Origin of the sequence: Desulfoscipio geothermicus DSM 3669 (genome assembly GCF_900115975.1) — a bacterium.
Classification (GTDB): domain Bacteria; phylum Bacillota; class Desulfotomaculia; order Desulfotomaculales; family Desulfallaceae; genus Desulfoscipio; species Desulfoscipio geothermicus.
The window spans coordinates 14,721-32,377 of sequence record NZ_FOYM01000001.1 but is presented as its reverse complement, the minus strand read 5'-3'; the positions used below and the strand labels follow the sequence as shown (position 1 = coordinate 32,377).

The 17,657-nt window shown below is 49.2% G+C and carries 12 protein-coding genes; 10 read left to right on the top strand and 2 right to left on the bottom strand.

Features of this window, described 5'->3' with window-relative positions:
* Window positions 1–168: 168 nt before the first annotated feature.
* The 9 genes from BM299_RS00145 to BM299_RS00105 all read left to right on the top strand — a co-directional run bounded on the left by BM299_RS00145 (window position 169) and on the right by BM299_RS00105 (window position 13,376).
* Complete coding sequence (locus BM299_RS00145; RefSeq protein WP_165608105.1) at window positions 169–912, top strand: YkgJ family cysteine cluster protein; 744 nt, start codon at window positions 169–171, stop codon at window positions 910–912.
* 389 nt (window positions 913–1,301) lie between these two features.
* Complete coding sequence (gene sat / locus BM299_RS00140) at window positions 1,302–2,540, top strand: sulfate adenylyltransferase (protein WP_092481440.1); 1,239 nt, start codon at window positions 1,302–1,304, stop codon at window positions 2,538–2,540.
* Window positions 2,541–3,447: 907 nt separating this feature from the next.
* A complete protein-coding gene (aprB, locus tag BM299_RS00135) occupies window positions 3,448–3,891 on the top strand; it encodes an adenylyl-sulfate reductase subunit beta (RefSeq protein WP_092481439.1) in 444 nt (147 codons plus the stop codon).
* 50 nt (window positions 3,892–3,941) lie between these two features.
* On the top strand, window positions 3,942–5,822 hold the full coding sequence (aprA, locus tag BM299_RS00130) for an adenylyl-sulfate reductase subunit alpha (protein ID WP_092481438.1): 1,881 nt from the start codon (window positions 3,942–3,944) through the stop codon (window positions 5,820–5,822).
* Window positions 5,823–6,180: 358 nt separating this feature from the next.
* Window positions 6,181–7,440, top strand: coding sequence for a CoB--CoM heterodisulfide reductase iron-sulfur subunit A family protein (locus BM299_RS00125; RefSeq protein WP_092481437.1), 1,260 nt, complete (start codon window positions 6,181–6,183; stop codon window positions 7,438–7,440).
* Window positions 7,440–9,644, top strand: coding sequence for an FAD-dependent oxidoreductase (locus BM299_RS00120; protein WP_092481436.1), 2,205 nt, complete (start codon window positions 7,440–7,442; stop codon window positions 9,642–9,644). Before BM299_RS00125 ends, BM299_RS00120 begins: the two co-directional genes overlap by 1 nt.
* Window positions 9,645–9,771: 127 nt before the next feature.
* Complete coding sequence (locus BM299_RS00115) at window positions 9,772–10,359, top strand: 4Fe-4S dicluster domain-containing protein (protein WP_092481435.1); 588 nt, start codon at window positions 9,772–9,774, stop codon at window positions 10,357–10,359.
* Window positions 10,359–11,240: a CoB--CoM heterodisulfide reductase iron-sulfur subunit B family protein gene (locus BM299_RS00110; RefSeq protein ID WP_092481434.1), complete on the top strand. Its 882-nt coding sequence runs from the start codon at window positions 10,359–10,361 to the stop codon at window positions 11,238–11,240. The genes BM299_RS00115 and BM299_RS00110 overlap by 1 nt, the downstream gene beginning before the upstream one ends.
* Window positions 11,241–11,957: 717 nt before the next feature.
* Window positions 11,958–13,376, top strand: coding sequence for an ArsB/NhaD family transporter (locus BM299_RS00105; protein ID WP_092481433.1), 1,419 nt, complete (start codon window positions 11,958–11,960; stop codon window positions 13,374–13,376).
* Window positions 13,377–13,439: 63 nt separating this feature from the next.
* On the opposite strand, the gene BM299_RS00100 is transcribed toward BM299_RS00105, so the two are convergent.
* A complete protein-coding gene (locus BM299_RS00100; RefSeq protein WP_092481432.1) occupies window positions 13,440–14,036 on the bottom strand; it encodes a CBS domain-containing protein in 597 nt (198 codons plus the stop codon).
* 238 nt (window positions 14,037–14,274) lie between these two features.
* Window positions 14,275–15,954, bottom strand: a complete 1,680-nt coding sequence (locus BM299_RS00095; protein WP_092481431.1) for an IS1634 family transposase — start codon at window positions 15,952–15,954, stop codon at window positions 14,275–14,277.
* Window positions 15,955–16,386: 432 nt separating this feature from the next.
* Here BM299_RS00095 and BM299_RS00090 point away from each other — a divergent pair, with 432 nt between their 5' ends.
* Entirely contained in the window at window positions 16,387–17,544 is a 1,158-nt protein-coding gene (locus tag BM299_RS00090; RefSeq protein ID WP_342741307.1) for a trypsin-like peptidase domain-containing protein, read from the top strand.
* Window positions 17,545–17,657: the final 113 nt, after the last annotated feature.

Sequence of the window (17,657 nt, the reverse complement as noted above, 5' to 3'; positions counted from 1 at the left end):
TTTAACAACCAATACCTCCATCAGGGGGTGCTTTTTGTTTTTGTTAGGTTTTGTTGCTTGATTATTATTATGGAGGAAAAAATATTTTGTGTTTAATTATATTTTACTTTATTATAGGATTAGTTGCAGTAAAAGTTTTGGGATGTTGCATGGAAGGAGATGGTGTTAATGCTGCCACTGGTTAAACTGCATCCGGCGGTAAGCCAGTCCGAGGAAAACGGTTTATTTGAAAAATTACATGAGATATACGATCAAATACCGGAAACCGAATGCAACCGCTGCGCCACCTGCTGTACGGTGCCGCCGCCGGCGTATATAGTGGAATTTTTAAATATGTTCCGCTATGTCAACAAGCACCTGCCCGAAAAATGGCCGGAATTTATCGCCGGGGCGGTGCGTTATTACTTTTTGGAACTGGTGGATATCAACCAGCGCTGCCCGTTTCTGGGGGATGACAGGCAATGCCAAATCTACGAAGTGCGGCCGTTTACCTGCCGTTCTTACGGATTGATGGGCAATGGGAACGGGGAAGATGACCTGGCGCGCCGCAATATGGACAAGCTGGTGGTAAAATACCGGGAGGAGCACGGGGTCGAACTGCCCGAAGAAATCGTGAACTTCCAATTGCCCCGTTGCCAAAATGTCCGGGTGGTCAACGGCAAAAACAAAACGCCTCTGGAATTGATTCAGATGCTTACCGCGGACATCGGACAGCTGGAATCGCTGTTCGTGCCCATGTCTGTAGTGGAGAGCCAGTATACTTTTATGCCCTTTGTTAATCACCTGGTCATGAGTGTCGTCAGTGAGGGGGCCAGGTTCCGCCGCCCCAAGGTGATGCAGGAATTTTTGGCCAACGGACAAAGCGAAATGCTGGAAAAATACGTGGAAAAGTACAAGAGGACATCGTTTTGATGTCCTCTTGAATTTATGTCTTACACTTATTTCAGGCGTAAAGTGCTTGTCAATATTTATGATTCATGCTATATTTTTAATTGATGAACCATTTTTGTGCCTCTCTTCACAATAAATTGCAAACGATGCCTTTTAAAAGAAAATAATTATTTTTACCTAAACAAAAGAAGGAAAACTCTACTTTGTGTCTAATTTCTTAAACAAAGCACATATATATTTTAAACAAAATACAAGTGCTTTGTTAGCAACTATTTGACATTATAATGTCAAATAAGCGACAAAATATGACAAGCAAGCGCCAACAATTGGGAGATTAGGTTTGTATTTGGGAACATTTTGTTCCTTGTTAGTAAAACAAAATAAAAAAATATCTAGGAGGGGAAACATTTATGGCGCTACCCAAACCGCATGGCCCAGAAGGAAAACTCAAGCCCTTGTTGCTGTACGGCGAAGAAAGGGAAGCTGAAATCAAGCGGGCGGAAAGTTTGCCCAAGGTGTACATGAGCTCCCGGGAAACTTCCGATGTTTTGATGCTTGGCATTGGTGCATTCACACCCCTGGCTGGCTTCATGAAAAAGGATGATTACACCGGCTGCGTATTTGATCTTAAACTGACCGACGGTACCATGTGGCCTATGCCTGTTACCCTGTCCATCACCGGCGAGGAAAAAGACGCCATCGGCCTCAAGGAAGGCATGGAAGTAGCTTTGTATGACAGGGCTTCCAAAGAACTGTACGCCACCATGAAGGTTGAAGAAATTTACACCTACGACAAGGAAGCCGAGTGCCGTGAAGTATTCAAGACCCTGGACGCCGAAGGACACCCCGGTGTGGCCAGCGTTATGAAACAAGGCGAATTCAACTTGGGCGGCCCCATCAAGGTCCTGAATGAAGGCGTTTATCCTCAAAAATATCCCAAGTACTACCTGTATCCCGCGGAAGCCAGAAAGCTTTTTGAAGAAAAAGGCTGGTCCAATGTTGTTGCTTTCCAAACCCGGAACCCCATGCACCGTTCACACGAATACCTCTGCAAGTTCGCCCTGGAAAGCGGCATGGTGGACGGCTGCTTTATCCACGCCATTGTCGGCGCTTTGAAACCCGGCGACATTCCGGGCGAAGTACGCACCAAGTGCTATGAAGTGCTGGTTGAAAAGTACTTCCCGAAAGAGAACATCGCCCTGGGCGTGTACCCCATGGAAATGCGTTACGGTGGGCCGCGTGAAGCCCTGCTGCACGCCGTGTTCCGTCAAAACTGGGGCTGCAAATACCTCATCGTGGGGCGTGACCACGCCGGTGTGGGCGACTACTACGGTCCCTTCGACGCTCAGAAGATTTTCGATGAACTCTGGCCGGGCGCCCTGGAACTCAAGCCCATGCTGATAGCCTGGACCTTCTACTGCTACAAGTGCCAGAGCATGGCCAGCCAGCGCACCTGCCCGCACGGTCCGGAAGATCGCTGCGTCGTCAGCGGCACCAAGTTCCGCCGCATGATGCAGGATGGCGAGGAGATTCCGAAGGAATTCGGTCGTCCCGAAGTTATGGAAATCCTCCGCGAATACTACAAGACCGCGGAAAAAGTGGAAATCAAGAAGGGCGCTTACGAGGACATCCCCGGTCCGCAGAAGTAACAACAATCTTGTAATACAGCAAGCATTGTATATTAGTTATTGTAAAAGAAAGGGATGTGCCCGTGCCCTGTTTTGCAGGCGCGGTGCGAATTCCCGAGTGTTTGCTTTAATACGCGGACAGTCCGGCATATATATTTTAATGCCATATTTTTTACTAATATATGGTTGAAGTGCTGAATATAATATGCCTGGAATGCCGGATCCGGTTACATGCTTCTTTTTCGGTCGAAAATTACTATAAAAAAGTGTAATTTTATTTCCTGAAAAAGAAGGAACCCGAAACATGCTTGTCGAAACTACTTTAATATTAAGCATAGGTTATAGTAATTATCAGTGCCGCTTATGATTTGGAACCAATAGTGTTAATAAACTCACGCCACCGGGTAGCCAACCTGGCGCCCGAGACCTGAACAGCATTTGAAGGAGGTGGTTTTAAGCGCGGCATACTGTGTTATGCCGGGCACAAAATCAAAAAACATTTTTGGTTTATTTGGGAGGAGAAGGGTTTCTAAGCAGTGTAGCCGATGAAGCGTCGCAAAGACACGGAGCGAAAGTCGGGCGCTGAGACATTGGGAAATAGGCGAGGGTAACACCCTCTACCGGGCAGAATACTCTAAGTGGCGGTTTTAGATAACCACCCGGTATGTGGTCGAAAGGCCACAGCCAAGCAGTTGAATCCTGTGACACTGCCACCTGTTTGCCGGACGGGTGAAAAACTTACGCTATAGTTTGAATATGTATGCGTAAGTTTTGGAAACCAGGAGAAAGGTTAAGTTATTTTCTCTAGCTGATTGATTTACTTAACCCCTCAAAACCATGTTGTGCCAATCTTAAAGCAACTGGTAACACATCTTTTTGATAATTTGCACGGAAATTTTAAACAAATTGGGAACGGGAGGTTGAATAAATGCCAACTTTTGTAATGACCGAGAAATGTGACGGCTGCAAGGGTCAGGACAAAACCGCTTGCATGTATGCATGCCCCAACGATCTGATGGTGCTGGACAAAGAAAAAATGAAAGCCTACAACCGTGATCCCTGGCATTGCTGGGAGTGCCTCTGCTGCGCCAAAGCCTGCCCGCAGCAAGCTATGGACCTGCGCGGTTACGCTGACTTCGTCCCCATGGGCGCCAGTGTAACTCCTCTGAGAGGTTCTGACAATATTATGTGGACCGTTAAGTTCAGAAACGGAATGGTCAAGCGCTTCAAGTTCCCCATCCGGACCACTGAAGAAGGTACTGCAGTGCCTGACGGCGGGTTCCCGGCAGACCAGGACGACCTGAACAGCCAGGCCCTGTTCACCGAACCGGCATCCCTGCTGATGGACGAAGTACCCACCATCAAAAAATAACCAAATTAAGGCTTGTTATTTAAAGAACTTTACGGAGGAGGTTAATATAAATGCCGATGAATTTTGAAACTGTTGAAGTTACCACTGACCTTCTGATTGTAGGCGGCGGCATGGCAGCCTGCGGGGCGGCCGTGGAAGCAGCTTATTGGGCAAAGAAAAACGGCCTGCAAGTCACCCTCGTGGACAAGGCTTCGATGGACCGCAGTGGTGCGGTGGCCATGGGTCTGTCCGCTATTAACCAATACATTGGTGTTGGCAAAGGCAAAAACACCGTTGAGCAGTACGTCGAGTATGTTAAGAACGACCTGATGGGCGTTGCCCGTGACGACCTGGTCTACAACATTGCCCGCCACGTTGACGGCACCGTGCACCTGTTTGAAAAGTGGGGCCTGCCCATTTGGAAAACCGACGACGGCGAGTATGTAAACGAAGGTCGCTGGCAGATCATGATCAACGGTGAATCCTACAAGGTAATCGTTGCTGAAGCTGCCAAGAACGCCCTGGGCATGGACAATATTTACGAGCGTGTATTCGTTATCGAGCCGCTGCTCGACGGCGACAGAATCGCTGGTGCTGTGGGCTTCAGCGTTCGCGAAAATAAATTCTACGTATTCAAGGCCAAAGCCGTTCTGGCTGCCATGGGCGGTGCCGTAGGCGTATTCAAGCCCCGCTCCACCGGTGAAGGTCTCGGCCGTTCCTGGTATCCTCCGTTCAGCACCGGTTCCAGCGCATACTTCACCATCCGTGCCGGCGCTGAAATGACCTGTCAGGAAATCCGCTTCATCCCGGTCCGCTTCAAGGATGCATACGGCCCGGTCGGCGCATGGTTCCTGCTCTTCAAATCCAGAGCCACCAACGCGTTCGGCGGCGAGTACATGGTTGAGCGCAGAGACGAACTGCAAAACTGGGCTCCTTACGGCTTGGTCAAGCCGATTCCGGCCAACCTGCGCAACTACCTCGGCATGCTGGATGTAAGCGAAGGCAAAGGCCCCATCTACATGAGGACTGAAGAAGCCATCGCCAAGCTGGCCGATGCTTATAAAGATGATCCCAAGGCCTTCAAGAAGAAAATGAAGGAACTGGAAGCCGAAGCTTGGGAAGACTTCCTCGACATGACCATCTCCCAGGCCCTGCTGTGGGCAGCCACCAACACCGCTCCGGAAGAGAAGTCCTCCGAGATTGCCGCTGCTGAGCCTTACTTCATCGGCTCCCACTCCGGCGGTTCCGGCGCATGGGTATCCGGTCCCGAGGACATCGCTCCGCCCGAGTACTTCTGGGGTTATGCCAACATGACCACCGTCAAGGGTCTGTTTGCCGCCGGTGACGCTTCCGGTGCTTCCAGCCACAAGTTCTCCTCCGGCTCCCACGCTGAAGGTAGAATTGCCGCCAAGGCTGCCATCAAGTTCATCGTTGAGAACAACACCCAGCCCAACGTTGACATGGCCAAGGTAGAAGAACTGAAAGCGTTGACCTACAAGCCGCTGGAAACTTACGAAGCCAATAAAGACTTCACCACCGATCCGGAAGTCAACCCGGCTTACATTAAGCCCAAGATGTTCATGTTCCGCCTGCAGAAGCTCATGGACGAGTATGTTGGCGGCGTGAGCGCTAACTTCACCACCAACAAGCCCATGCTCGACAGGGCTCTGGAACTGCTCGAGTTCATGAAGGAAGACGCCGAGAAACTGGCTGCCGCTGACCTGCACGAGCTCATGAGGTGCTGGGAGAACATCCACCGGATGTGGCAGGCTGAAGCACACGTACGTACCGTGCTGTTCCGTGAAGAAACCAGGTGGCCCGGTTACTACTTCCGTTCCGACTGTCCGAAGATGGACGAAGAAAACTGGCTCTGCTTTGTTAACCTCAAGTACGATCCCGCCAGTGGCCAGTGGGATGTATTCAAGAAGCCGGTTATCCGTCTGTTTGAATAGTTAACTATATAAAAACTGATCTCACCCCATGTCCCGGGCGAGATCAAGTAACTCTTCGCATGTGCCATCCACGGCGCAAAGAGGGCCCGTAGCCGATGGCCACGGGTCCTTTTGCGCTGTGATCATATTAGCGGGAGTTACGATACAGACCTGGCTGAAGCGCGCTTGTAGGGACTGGGCGTTTTTTACCAAGGTTAATGTTATTCTGCCAGGCGTCCTTACACGGCCGCCTGGAGTTTTTTTTCGATCCCGGTGGCTGTTTACAAGTTTTAATTGTAATTTCGAGTTTTAAACGGGGTTAGATAATAGAAAAAGCAGGATTAAAAATAACACGGGAGAAATGGCGTGGTGATAAATTATGGCAAATAAAAGTATACTGGTGGTAGGGGGAGGAATCAGCGGTTTAACTGCAGCACTGGAAGCCGCCGAAGTGGGCCATGAGGTCTACATCGTGGAAAAGAACCCGTACCTTGGCGGCAAAGTAACGCAGATCAACCAGTACTTCCCGAAACTATGCCCACCGAACTGCGGTCTGGAAATTAATTTCCAGCGAATTAGAAAAAATCCCCGGATCAACTTCTTTACCATGGCGGAAGTGGAAAGTATTTCCGGCCAGGAAGGTAACTTTGATGTTACCGTTAAATTAAATCCCCGCTTCGTGAACGAAAATTGTACCGGATGCGGTAAATGTACAGAGGCCTGTCCCGCGGAAAGGGCCAATGCTTTCAATTATGGCTTGGATAAAACCAAGGCCGTCTACCTGCCGCACGAATTTGCTTTTCCCATGAAATATGTTATTGACGCCCGGGCCTGTAAAGGAGCGGAATGCGGCAAGTGTGCCCAAGTTTGCGAGTATAACGCTATTGATTTGAACATGGAGCCCAAAACAATAAACCTGAACGTTGGCGCCATTGTCTGGGCCACCGGTTGGGATCCGTACGATGCCAATAAATTGAGCTACTATGGATTTGGCCGGTACGACAATGTTATTACCAACGTGATGATGGAAAGAATGGCGGCTTTGAACGGTCCGACCAAGGGCAAAATTGTACGCCCGACCGACGGCAAGGAAATCAAGAGCGTTGCTTTCATTCAGTGCGCCGGTTCCCGGGATGAAAACCACCTGAAAGCTTGCTCATCGGTTTGCTGTCTGGCTTCGCTGAAACACGCCACTTATGTGCGGGAGCAGTATCCCGACGCCGAGATTTGCATTTACTACATTGACATCAGAGCGCGCGGCAAGTATGAAGATTTCTTTACCAAGGTTCAAGAGGAGGCCAATATTACCCTGATCAAGGGTAAAGCCGGTGAAGTGAAAGAAGATCCGTCTACTAAAAAACTGGTTGTTATTGCTGAGGATCAAGTTGCCCAGGAAGTTGTTGAGAAGAAGTTTGACCTGGTGGTGCTGGCCACCGGTATGGCGCCCACCACTGCTGCGGCCAAAGTGCCTGCCGAAATGGCCTACGATGAGGACGGATTTTTGGTTTCAGGGGCCAACACACCCGGAATTTATGCCGCAGGTTGCGTCAAAAACCCGCTGGACGTTGCCTCAGCTGTAAGAGATGCTACCGCTACGGCTCTTAAGGCGATCCAATCTACGGTGAGGGGGCAACAGTAATGGAAAAGAAGATAGCTGTATATATTTGCACAGGCTGTGGAATTGGTGATGCCCTGGACGTTGACGCCCTGTCCAACGTGGCATTGAAGGAATACAAAGCGGATATTTGCAAAACCGATGCTTTTCTCTGCGGAAAAGACGGGGTTGCGGTCATAAAAAATGATATTGAAAACGAAGGTGTAAATACGGTTGTCGTTGCCGGTTGTTCTTCCCGGGTAAATGCCGATGTCTTTAATTTTGGCCCTAACGTAATTGTAGAGCGGGCCAACCTGCGGGAGCAGGTGATCTGGTGTCACCCGGCCGATGACGAAGATACACAAATGCTGGCCGAAGACTATATCCGTATGGCTCTGGTCAAGCAGAAAAACATGAACCTGCCTGAACCCTACCAGGTGGAAAACCTGTCCAAAACCATCATGGTGGTTGGCGGCGGATTCACCGGTCTTACCGCGGCCCTGGAATCGGCCAAAGCCGGCTACCGGACGGTGCTGGTGGAAAAAGAAGACAAGCTGGGCGGCTACGTGGGTAAAATGTATAAACAAGTCCCATTGAAGCCCCCCTTTACCGACCTGGAGGAAAATTGCATTCCCGGTCTGGTCAAGGCGGTTGAAGAAGCAGGGGTCAAGGTTTACACTTCGGCCACCATTGCCAAAACCGCCGGCGGCCCGGGCATGTTTGACGTTACCATCAACCAGAACGGCGGAACCGTGGAGGAACGGGTGGGCGCCATTGTGCTGGCCACCGGGGCCAGGCCATATGATGCCTCCAAGCTTGCCCACCTTGGTTTTGGCCAATACGAAAACGTGATCACTCAGTCCGCTTTCGAAGAAATGGTTGCCGCCGGTAACATGGAAGCCGGTAAAGTGGCCTTCATCCAGTGTGCCGGTTCCCGCGACCAGGAGCACCTGCCTTACTGCTCGGCGGCCTGCTGCGTGGAATCGATCAAGCAGGCTCTGTACGTGAAGGAAAAGAACCCCGAGGCCAACGTCTATGTATATTACAAAGACATCCGGTCCAACGGGCAGTATGAACACTTCTACAAGAAAGCCCAGCAGGCGGGCGTGATCTTTATTAAGGGTGACGTCACCGCCATCACCGAAAGCGACGGCCAGCTGGCCATTGAGGCCGATGACAAGACCATGGGTACCACTTCCGAAGCGGACGAGTTTGACCTGGTTGTGCTGGCCAACGGCATGGTGCCGACGGCTGCGTTCGGTGAAATGATTGAGGAAGAGGCCGAGGAAGAAGCGGCTGCCGCTGCCGACGAACCAAAAGTGGTTGGACCCACCATTATCAAGTCCAATATGCTGAATTTGGAATACAGACAGGGTCCGGAACTGCCGGAACTGAAATACGGTTTCCCCGATTCACATTACATTTGCTTCCCGTATGAAACCCGGCGTACCGGCATTTATGCCGCGGGCGTGGTAAGAGCGCCGATGGATATGCTTTCGGCAATGGAAGACGCCGCCGGCGCCGCCTTGAAGGCTGTTCAGTGCGTTGAAGCAACTGCCAAGGGCGAGGCGGTTCACCCGCGTTCCGGCGATATGTCCTTCCCGGAATTCAATATGAACCGCTGCACCCAGTGTAAACGGTGCACCGAGGAATGCCCGTTCGGAGCCATCAACGAAGACGAAAAGGCCAACCCGCTGCCCAACCCCACCCGCTGCAGAAGGTGCGGTACCTGTATGGGCGCCTGCCCCGAGCGGATTATTTCCTTCAAGAACTACTCGGTGCCCATGATCGGCAACATGGTGAAGGCCATTGAAGTGCCGGAGGAATTGGATGAGAAACCGAGAATCCTGGTATTTGCCTGTGAAAACGATGCCATGCCCGCCCTGGATATGGCCGGCATCAACCGCCTGCAGTACAACCCCTGGGTCCGGATTATCCCGGTTCGCTGCCTGGGCTCGTTGAACCTGGTATGGATCAACGATGCCATGGCCAAGGGCTTTGACGGCGTATTGTTGATGGGCTGCAAGCACGGCGACGATTACCAGTGCCACTTCATGAAAGGCAGTGAACTGGCGGAAATCCGCCTTTCCAAGATTTCCGAGACGTTAAACCGCCTGGGCCTGGAATCCGAACGGGTGCGTGCGACCACGGTGAATATCATGGATTACGACAAGATTCCGGCCATGCTGGACGAGTTTGCCGAGGAACTGGAAGAACTTGGACCCAACCCGATGAAGGACTTCCAGTAAGATTAAAGCTACAGGACCCAACCGTCAGGATGAATCTTTGATTTTGAAGTACAAAATTAGATAGAAAGGACGGCCCCGGAGGCCGTCCTGTACTCCTTTAAAAAAAAGAAAAGGAGCATGTTCTTTTATGGAACAAAATAATAAACCTGTAAAATATGATTTGACTTTTGCCCGGGAGATTTACAGTTTGGAGAATGGTTCTTATATCAAGCAGTGCATGCAGTGCGGCATGTGCGCTATTTCCTGCGCCACCCGTGAAATAATGGATTATTCGCCCAGACAATTGTTTAACCTGATTAAACTGGGTAAAAAAGATGAAGTGCTGCAGGCCAACACCATGTGGCACTGTACCTCATGCTGCACCTGCAAGGCGCGCTGTCCCAGGGGAGTACCCCTGGTGGATGTGATGCATGATCTGAAGAAATACGCCATTGAAAACGGCTATGCAGATTATCCCCAGGCTGCATTCTATAAAGCATTTTGGTCGGAAGTGGCCGGGCGGGGCAAAGTGTTTGAAGGCGGGGTAACGGGCCGCTATTACCTAATCAGGGGTTTGGATGAGGTGAAAAAGGCCATGGACATGAAAGATGTCGGTATTAACATGCTCAAACATGGCCGGCTGCCTCTGCTGCCGCCCAAAAAAGTCAAAGGTATGGGTAATCTGAAAAAGATTATCCGTAAAGCCCAGGAACTACAGCGGAAGGAGGCCAGATGATGAAATACAGCTTTTATCCCGGATGTTCCATGGAAGCAACAGCCCAGGCCAACTTGAAATCCATCGAGGCCGTAGCTTCTGCCCTGGATATCCAACTGGAAGAAATACCTGACTGGAACTGTTGCGGGGCAACGGTGGTCTCCGGAGTAGTGGGGGATTTTATCCAGCAGGTAATGACAGGGCGCAACCTGGCCATAGCCGAGCCCAAGGGTCAGGACGTGGTGGTGGGCTGCAGTTCCTGTTACCTGAGTCTGGCCGTTACCAACAAGCGCTTCAAGGAAGACGAGCATTTCCGGGCCCTGGCCAACCAGGCGCTGGCGGAAGGCGGCTTAAAATACGACGGCACCCTGCGCGTACGCCAGTTTCTGGAAGTGGTAATTAACGATGTTGGTTTTGATAAAGTGGCCCGGCGGGTCAAGCGCCCGCTAAAAGGATTGAAGGTGGCCGGTTACGTGGGCTGCCAGACGGTGCGGGCGATACCGTATGAATTTGATGATCCTGAATATCCCGTGCTTATGGATCGCTTGATGGAGGCTCTGGGAGCCACCGCCACCGAATTTCCCATGAAAGCGCGCTGCTGCGGCAGTTCACAGACTATTCCCGCCACCGACATTGTCATTGACTGCGCCCGCAAGATATTTGATTCGGCCGCTGCAGGCGGCGCACAGGTTATAGTCACTCCCTGTCCGATGTGCCAGTTAAACCTGGATGCTTACCAGCAGCGGGTTAACCAGTTGCACGGCACCAGTTTTAATATGCCGGTATTATTCTTCACGCAACTGATGGCCATAGCTTTTGACCTGGCTCCGGACGCCCAGGCACTGAAATACAATATCGTATCGCCATATGAAGCCCTGGCGACTTACGGGGCAAGCAAGTAAAATGTATAATCGGATTAATGACAGTGGTTAAGCTCCCAATTCATGCTGGGAGCTTATATTTTTTGGCAATAAAACACTGGGTGGGTAGTGACAAAAAAAAGATGTGACATTTAACAAATACCATGCCTGTATGCAGTATTATTATGCAAAACTGATTGTACTGGCCGGACGGACTGTGGTAAAATATATGTATGTAGTCAGTGTAATCCGTGAGCGCATGTAAAATATTTCACAACATCTGCAAATGTCTTGAATTTTACATAATCAAACTGTTGATTAACAACGTTAAAAACCGGACTTACCGGCTGTAGAGCACTGGCACAGGTGTTTTTTTAAAGTATGGGTTCGAAAAGGAGCACGATAGAAATAAGGAAAGGGGACACACCTCCTCTTTTGGGTCATAGCTTTGGGGTCGGAGGAATGTCCCCAATAAGTGTTCAAGGCGGCGAAGGCTTTGAGGAGCGGAGCGTATATATAATACGTGAGCACCGTAAAAGCCGAGCCGACGCAGAAATTCGACGTAGATCTCGCGCGGACTTTTCGAACAACCTCTTAATGCTGAAATTATGCTGAAGTAAAGTATAAGGGGGCGAATATATGAAGGATTTTTGAAGGCTAATAGAGTATTTAATATTTAAAAAAAATAAATATAAATATTTAGGAAATTTACCCATCCAGTTGCATTGCCAGTGAATGGATTGTAAAGGAGGAAGGGATTTGCCGGAACACATTCAAATATATTTTGCCTCAGCGGTCTTTTTAATTACTTATGCCATCATAGTTTCCGAAAAAATTCACCGGGCGGTAATTGCCCTGGTGGGTGCAGCGCTGATTGCGCTGACTAAAATACTCGACCCCGAAGAAGCGGTGCACGCTATTGATTTCAACACCATCGGTTTGCTGGTGGGCATGATGATTATTGTAGGTATCACCCGCCAGACCGGTGTGTTTGAATATCTGGCCATCAAGGCGGCTAAGAGTTCCAAAGGGGAGCCATTGAAAATTATGGCCGCGCTTTCGCTGGTAACGGCGGTTTTATCAGCCCTTTTGGATAACGTTACCACGGTGCTGCTTATTGTGCCGGTGACATTTGCGATAGCCCAAAAATTGCAAATCAGCCCCATCCCAATTTTAATTGCAGAAATTATTTCGTCCAATATCGGCGGCACTGCCACGCTCATCGGCGACCCGCCGAACATTATGATCGGCAGCGCCACTCACCTGGGGTTTATGGACTTCATCATCAACCTGACACCCATTGTAGTAGTTATTTACGTTGTTACCCTAACGCTGCTGCGGTTGATATACCGAACCCAACTGGTAGCCGACCCGGCAAGGCAAAAAACAATTATGGAACTAAATGAGAATGATGAACTGAAGGATATGAAGCTTTTACGCAAGTGCCTGCTGGTACTGGGGTTAACTATTTTCGGCTTTGTGATGCACCAGTATGTGCATCTGGAGTCATCGGTTATTGCCCTTACCGGCGCCAGCTTGCTGCTATTGATAAGCAAGGAAGACCCGGAACACGCATTGCACGCCGTGGAATGGCCCGTCATTTTCTTCTTTATCGGTTTGTTTGTACTGGTGGGCAGCCTGGAAAAGGTGGGCGTGATTGAAGCCATTGCCGAAACTGCCATGGAGATTACCGGCGGGGTGATGATACCCACTGCCATGCTCATACTCTGGTTGTCGGGAATTGCCTCGGCATTTGTAGACAATATTCCGTTTGTGGCTACCATGATTCCATTGATCAAGGATATGGGCGAGCTTATGGGGGTTACCGACCCGGCCGCGTTAAACCTGTTCTGGTGGTCTTTGTCCCTGGGGGCTTGCCTGGGCGGCAACGGCACCATCATCGGCGCTTCCGCCAATGTTGTGGTTATCGGGATGGCGGAAAAACGGGGTTCCCATATTACCTTCATGGGCTTCTTCAAGGTGGCGTTTCCCTTGATGCTGGTATCCCTGGTGCTTAGTTCCGCATACATGCTGCTCTGGCATATTTACCCGGAAACAATCACCATCGTTGTTACACTGCTGTTCGGCATAGCGGTGGCAGTGGCCTTTATACCAATAAACAAGGCGCTGGAGAAAAGCGCTGCGCAGGCCAAAGCCAAAAAATCAGCGCAATTATAAGCGCAGGTAATTTTCAAAAGGCTCCCCGACGTTACGGGGAGCCTTGCTTTTGTGCAGCAACCATTACCGCTCAAAGGCGAATTCCTTCAACCAGGGCTCGTCGGGTGCCTCAAGGGAATCCAACTCCATATCTCCGTAAACGACCCAATTGGAAATTTCCTGGAAAACATCCACGCTGCGAATCATCCCCACCAACCGGTCTTTATCCATTACCGCCACGAAATCTGATTTGTACTTGGCCATGGAGTAGGAAGCCTTGAGTAAAGTATCGTCAATATGCACGTAAAACTCTATGGGGTTCATGAATTCCTTAACTTTCTTATGGGCGATTTCCCTGCACCGCTCGGTAAACAGCCCGTCCCAAAAGATGGGTATGGCCCAGCTGTTATTTAATTTCATGCTAAAATAGGAGGTTCCTTTAAGAAACTGAGGCTCGATGGCCTTGAGCAATTCATACACGCCGAAAGTCCCCACCGGTTCGTTGTCTTCCACCACAAAAATGTGCTGGCGCCCTGTGCGGGGCTTTTTTTCATGAGGATGAAAAGAATTGCGCAAAACCCGGATAGCATCTTTTAGCGTTGTTTCCGCAGACACTGTCGGATAATCATGTATGGGAATCATCATATCTTTAACCTTTTTTTCACGGAGAGAATTTTTCATATTGCAACCTCCTTTAGTCCCTACAGGGACGGTTAACTTGTCACCACGGGCTCTTATGCAGGTAGTGACAATATTTTAGTGTAAGGTGTTGTCAGAAGGCTGGATGTATGATATTATTAGTGAAATAAAGTATATAGTAGTGTCAATAAATATTAAGTTCTAAAATTTTTTTTCTAAACTTTTATATGTTGTTATTTTTTGTTAGTATTTGTATTGTTATTTTAGTCGCGAGGGCGTGTTATGAGCTGGTGGCGGCCAGCGATGAAGACACTCCCTCAAATTCAATTTTTATCTTATCATAATCTATATGCAACGCCTGTAATATGGCCAGCTGCTCGCTGGTAGCCGGGGTCAATAAGGCAACTTCGTTATCGCCCATCTGATTGATGGTTATTTTTATGCCTTCCAGAATGTCAAGTGCTTTTGAGGCGCTTATTTTTATGTTGTTTTGCTGCAGCATCAACTCCATCATTTGCTCAATGAGGTAGGATATTACGCTTACCTGAACTTGCCCACCAATTAAACTTTCATTGAATGGTGAGTTTTCATATCTGTAGAACCCGCGCATTTGCCGGAAAGTGTTCTTTAACTTGGAAAATAAAGTGTAGGCTTCAATTATTTCCGTGGAGGTCAGGGTATTACAGTTGGTCTTTAATATGAACTTGCCGTTATATAACTGCTGATCTTCGATAACCTTATCGTTGCGGCGGTATGAAAACTCGCGCTGTTCCTCGTTATAAACGCATTCAAAATAGCGCTTGCAGTAATAGTTGCGTAAAATGTTGGTGGCTTTAAAGAAGTTGGCCCGCGGGTTGTCGGAGCAGTCCGTGGCAACCCATTGTTTAATATTTTCCAGTTCCTTTTCAATAAAGGTGAGCCGGTTCTCCAGTTCCTCGTTTTTACGGGCCGCCCGGCTGGGGCTGTAGCAAAGGAGGTATCTTACCGGGCCCTCCTGGATTTCCCTGTACAACAAGTCTTCGGAATGTTTTACAAAATCGCCCGGTACCTTATGCATATCTTCCATTAAGTTTTTTACTTCGGGGGAAGACCAAATTTCTACACCGATAATGTATTCATGCCCGTAGCTGACCAGCAATTGTACATTTTCCCCGGTGATGATGTGCTGGTCGCCGACAAATACGCATCTTTTAATGCCAAATTGCTGTTTAAGCTCATTAATTCGGCGCGGCACGGTTTCCCCGTCGGAAAAGTGCCCCTTGAAGGTGCGGTGCCTGAAGGGAATGCCTTCTTGGGACGTAAGTACGGCCATGTCCACGTTTTCCCTGACCGGGTAATGGTTGAAAAAGTTTTGTTCATCATAAGCTGCCGGGCTGAGCATTTTACCGCGTAACAAATGACAAAATACGGTTTCCGTATCAACCAGCGCCTGGTTTTGTAAATCAAGCAAGATCCGCTCTTCCAGTTTTTCTTTAATAGCAATCAGCTTTTTTAGCGCTGCATTATAACCTTCCTCGGAAATTTCCTCGTTTTGCATTTCAGGCATATATAGTTTTTTACACCAGACGTTGAGCGGCAGACGCTGGTGATTTTTAATCACCTGGTTAAGGACCAATAATTTCACCATCAAAGGAAAGCTATTGCTACCTGCAGTGCCGACACATTCCTTGATGTGAAAATCCAGGTTTAATATCCGCCAGATTTTATTTACTGCCGCCACTGTACCAAAATCCAGCACCAATTTGTTACTTATCTGCTGGTCGAATTGGGTGTCCAAGCCGCAGATTTTGCTCAGTCCGGTAATCAGTGATTGTACTTTGTCCGGAGTCATATTTTCCAGGTTGCCCAGGTTGGCGATAACCCTCTGTTTTACTTTGCTGCCTTCCCGGTAATTTTCGATTAATTTTAAGTAAGTATACTCTTTCCCGCCGCTTTTAGTGGTTACTTTACGAAAAAACAATTGTCATCACCGCCTTGCTTAAAATGATTAATTTTTTAATTGGTAACCAATAATCCCCCCTCCTGGTACAACCGGCAAGGTTGTAATGTTTTTCACAAATAAGCAATAAATTATTGTTTGTATTATTATAACCCATAAGATTAGGTAGTGCAATAATTCACAAATGGTTTGCCAAAATTTAAATTTTCAGAAAATAAGCACAATCCTTGATGCTGGCCGGTCCCGGCACCCTGCCGCGGACAGGCGCCGCTGACAAATTGGCGGGGGTATATAGTGCAAAGCTATGTGTAAAACTGAAAACCTCTGTTATTTTACCTGTAGTATGCGAAAGACAACGGCAGACACTGAGCGGAGCTGTTTTCAAGCCGGTGGAAAAAATTTTTTATCTTTGTTATGATAGAATTAATTATTGCTATAAGGGGGGTAAAGCAATTGTGGGCTGAATACAGGCGCAAAATAATGCTTATCGGCCTGGCCGCCTTTGTGGCCGGTATCATGTTCACCGGAGGCTGCTTGCTGGTTAATGACCTGCAGGGGAATAAAACACCGCCGTCGGGCCTGACGGGCAATAACGCCGGCGCCGCAACCATGCCCGGAGTTAATGCCGGAACCATTGCGGATATTGTTAAAAAATCCGGGCCGGCCGTGGTTAAAATCAGCGTGGAGAAAGTAAGCAGCGGCTTACGGGAAAACCCCTATTGGGACGATCCTTTTTTCCGCTACTTTTTCGGTTCCTCCATTCCCAATCAACCGCGCAGGGAATCCGGTATGGGTTCGGGATTCATCATCTCCAAAGACGGTTATATTTTAACCAATGAGCACGTAGTTTCCGGCGCCGACAAGATCATGGTCACCATGCAGGATGATAAAAAAGAATATCCCGCCAGACTGATCGGCGCCGATTACGACCTGGACCTGGCGGTATTAAAGATTGACGCGGGTAATAATCTATCCTATCTGAAATTGGGCGATTCAGAAAAAATCGAGGTGGGTAACTGGGTTATTGCCATCGGTAATCCGTTCGGATTTGACCATACCGTAACCGTGGGCGTGATCAGCGCCAAGGGCAGGCCGGTGCCGGTGGAGGGACGTTATTACAAGAACTTGTTGCAGACGGACGCTGCCATCAATCCGGGCAACAGCGGGGGGCCGCTGTTGAATTTACAGGGTGAAGTGGTGGGCATCAACACCGCGGTGGCCCAGGCACAGGGGATCGGGTTTGCCATTCCCACCAGCACGGTAAAAAAGGTGCAGGATGATTTGATGCATAAAGGCAAGGTTATCAGGCCCTGGCTGGGCATTCAAATGCATAATTTGACACCCGACCTGGCACAATATTTTGGCCTGGATAGCACTGAAGGCGTCGTGGTGGTGGGTACGGTGCCGGGCAGCCCGGCTGACAGGGCCGGCTTGCGCCAGGGGGACGTGATTTTGAAACTGGATAACGAGCCCGTACCTGATGTTGATGCGCTGGTTGAGCGCGTTAAAAAGGCCGGTATCGGGCAGAAAATACTGCTTCTGGTTTATCGCAACCATCAGCCCTTATACATCACGGTGCAGGTGGGAGAAAAACCGGCTAACGTGCAATAACAAAAAAGGGGACAGGCTCCGGTAAAAGGGGACTGGCTCCGATTCGTTTTATGAATCGGTGCCTGTCCCCCTTTTACCGGTGCCGGCAAAAAAGGGGACAGGCACTTTTTTCT

What these genes read in the sequence shown, in the direction of transcription:
- aprA (WP_092481438.1), top strand. Translation starts at nt 3,942, where the DNA reads ATGCCGATGAATTTTGAAACTGTTGAAGTTACCACTGACCTTCTGATT.
- aprB (WP_092481439.1), top strand. Translation starts at nt 3,448, where the DNA reads ATGCCAACTTTTGTAATGACCGAGAAATGTGACGGCTGCAAGGGTCAG.
- BM299_RS00125 (WP_092481437.1), top strand. Translation starts at nt 6,181, where the DNA reads ATGGCAAATAAAAGTATACTGGTGGTAGGGGGAGGAATCAGCGGTTTA.
- BM299_RS00145 (WP_165608105.1), top strand. Translation starts at nt 169, where the DNA reads ATGCTGCCACTGGTTAAACTGCATCCGGCGGTAAGCCAGTCCGAGGAA.
- BM299_RS00120 (WP_092481436.1), top strand. Translation starts at nt 7,440, where the DNA reads ATGGAAAAGAAGATAGCTGTATATATTTGCACAGGCTGTGGAATTGGT.
- sat (WP_092481440.1), top strand. Translation starts at nt 1,302, where the DNA reads ATGGCGCTACCCAAACCGCATGGCCCAGAAGGAAAACTCAAGCCCTTG.
- BM299_RS00115 (WP_092481435.1), top strand. Translation starts at nt 9,772, where the DNA reads ATGGAACAAAATAATAAACCTGTAAAATATGATTTGACTTTTGCCCGG.
- BM299_RS00110 (WP_092481434.1), top strand. Translation starts at nt 10,359, where the DNA reads ATGAAATACAGCTTTTATCCCGGATGTTCCATGGAAGCAACAGCCCAG.
- BM299_RS00100 (WP_092481432.1), bottom strand. Translation starts at nt 14,036, where the DNA reads ATGAAAAATTCTCTCCGTGAAAAAAAGGTTAAAGATATGATGATTCCC.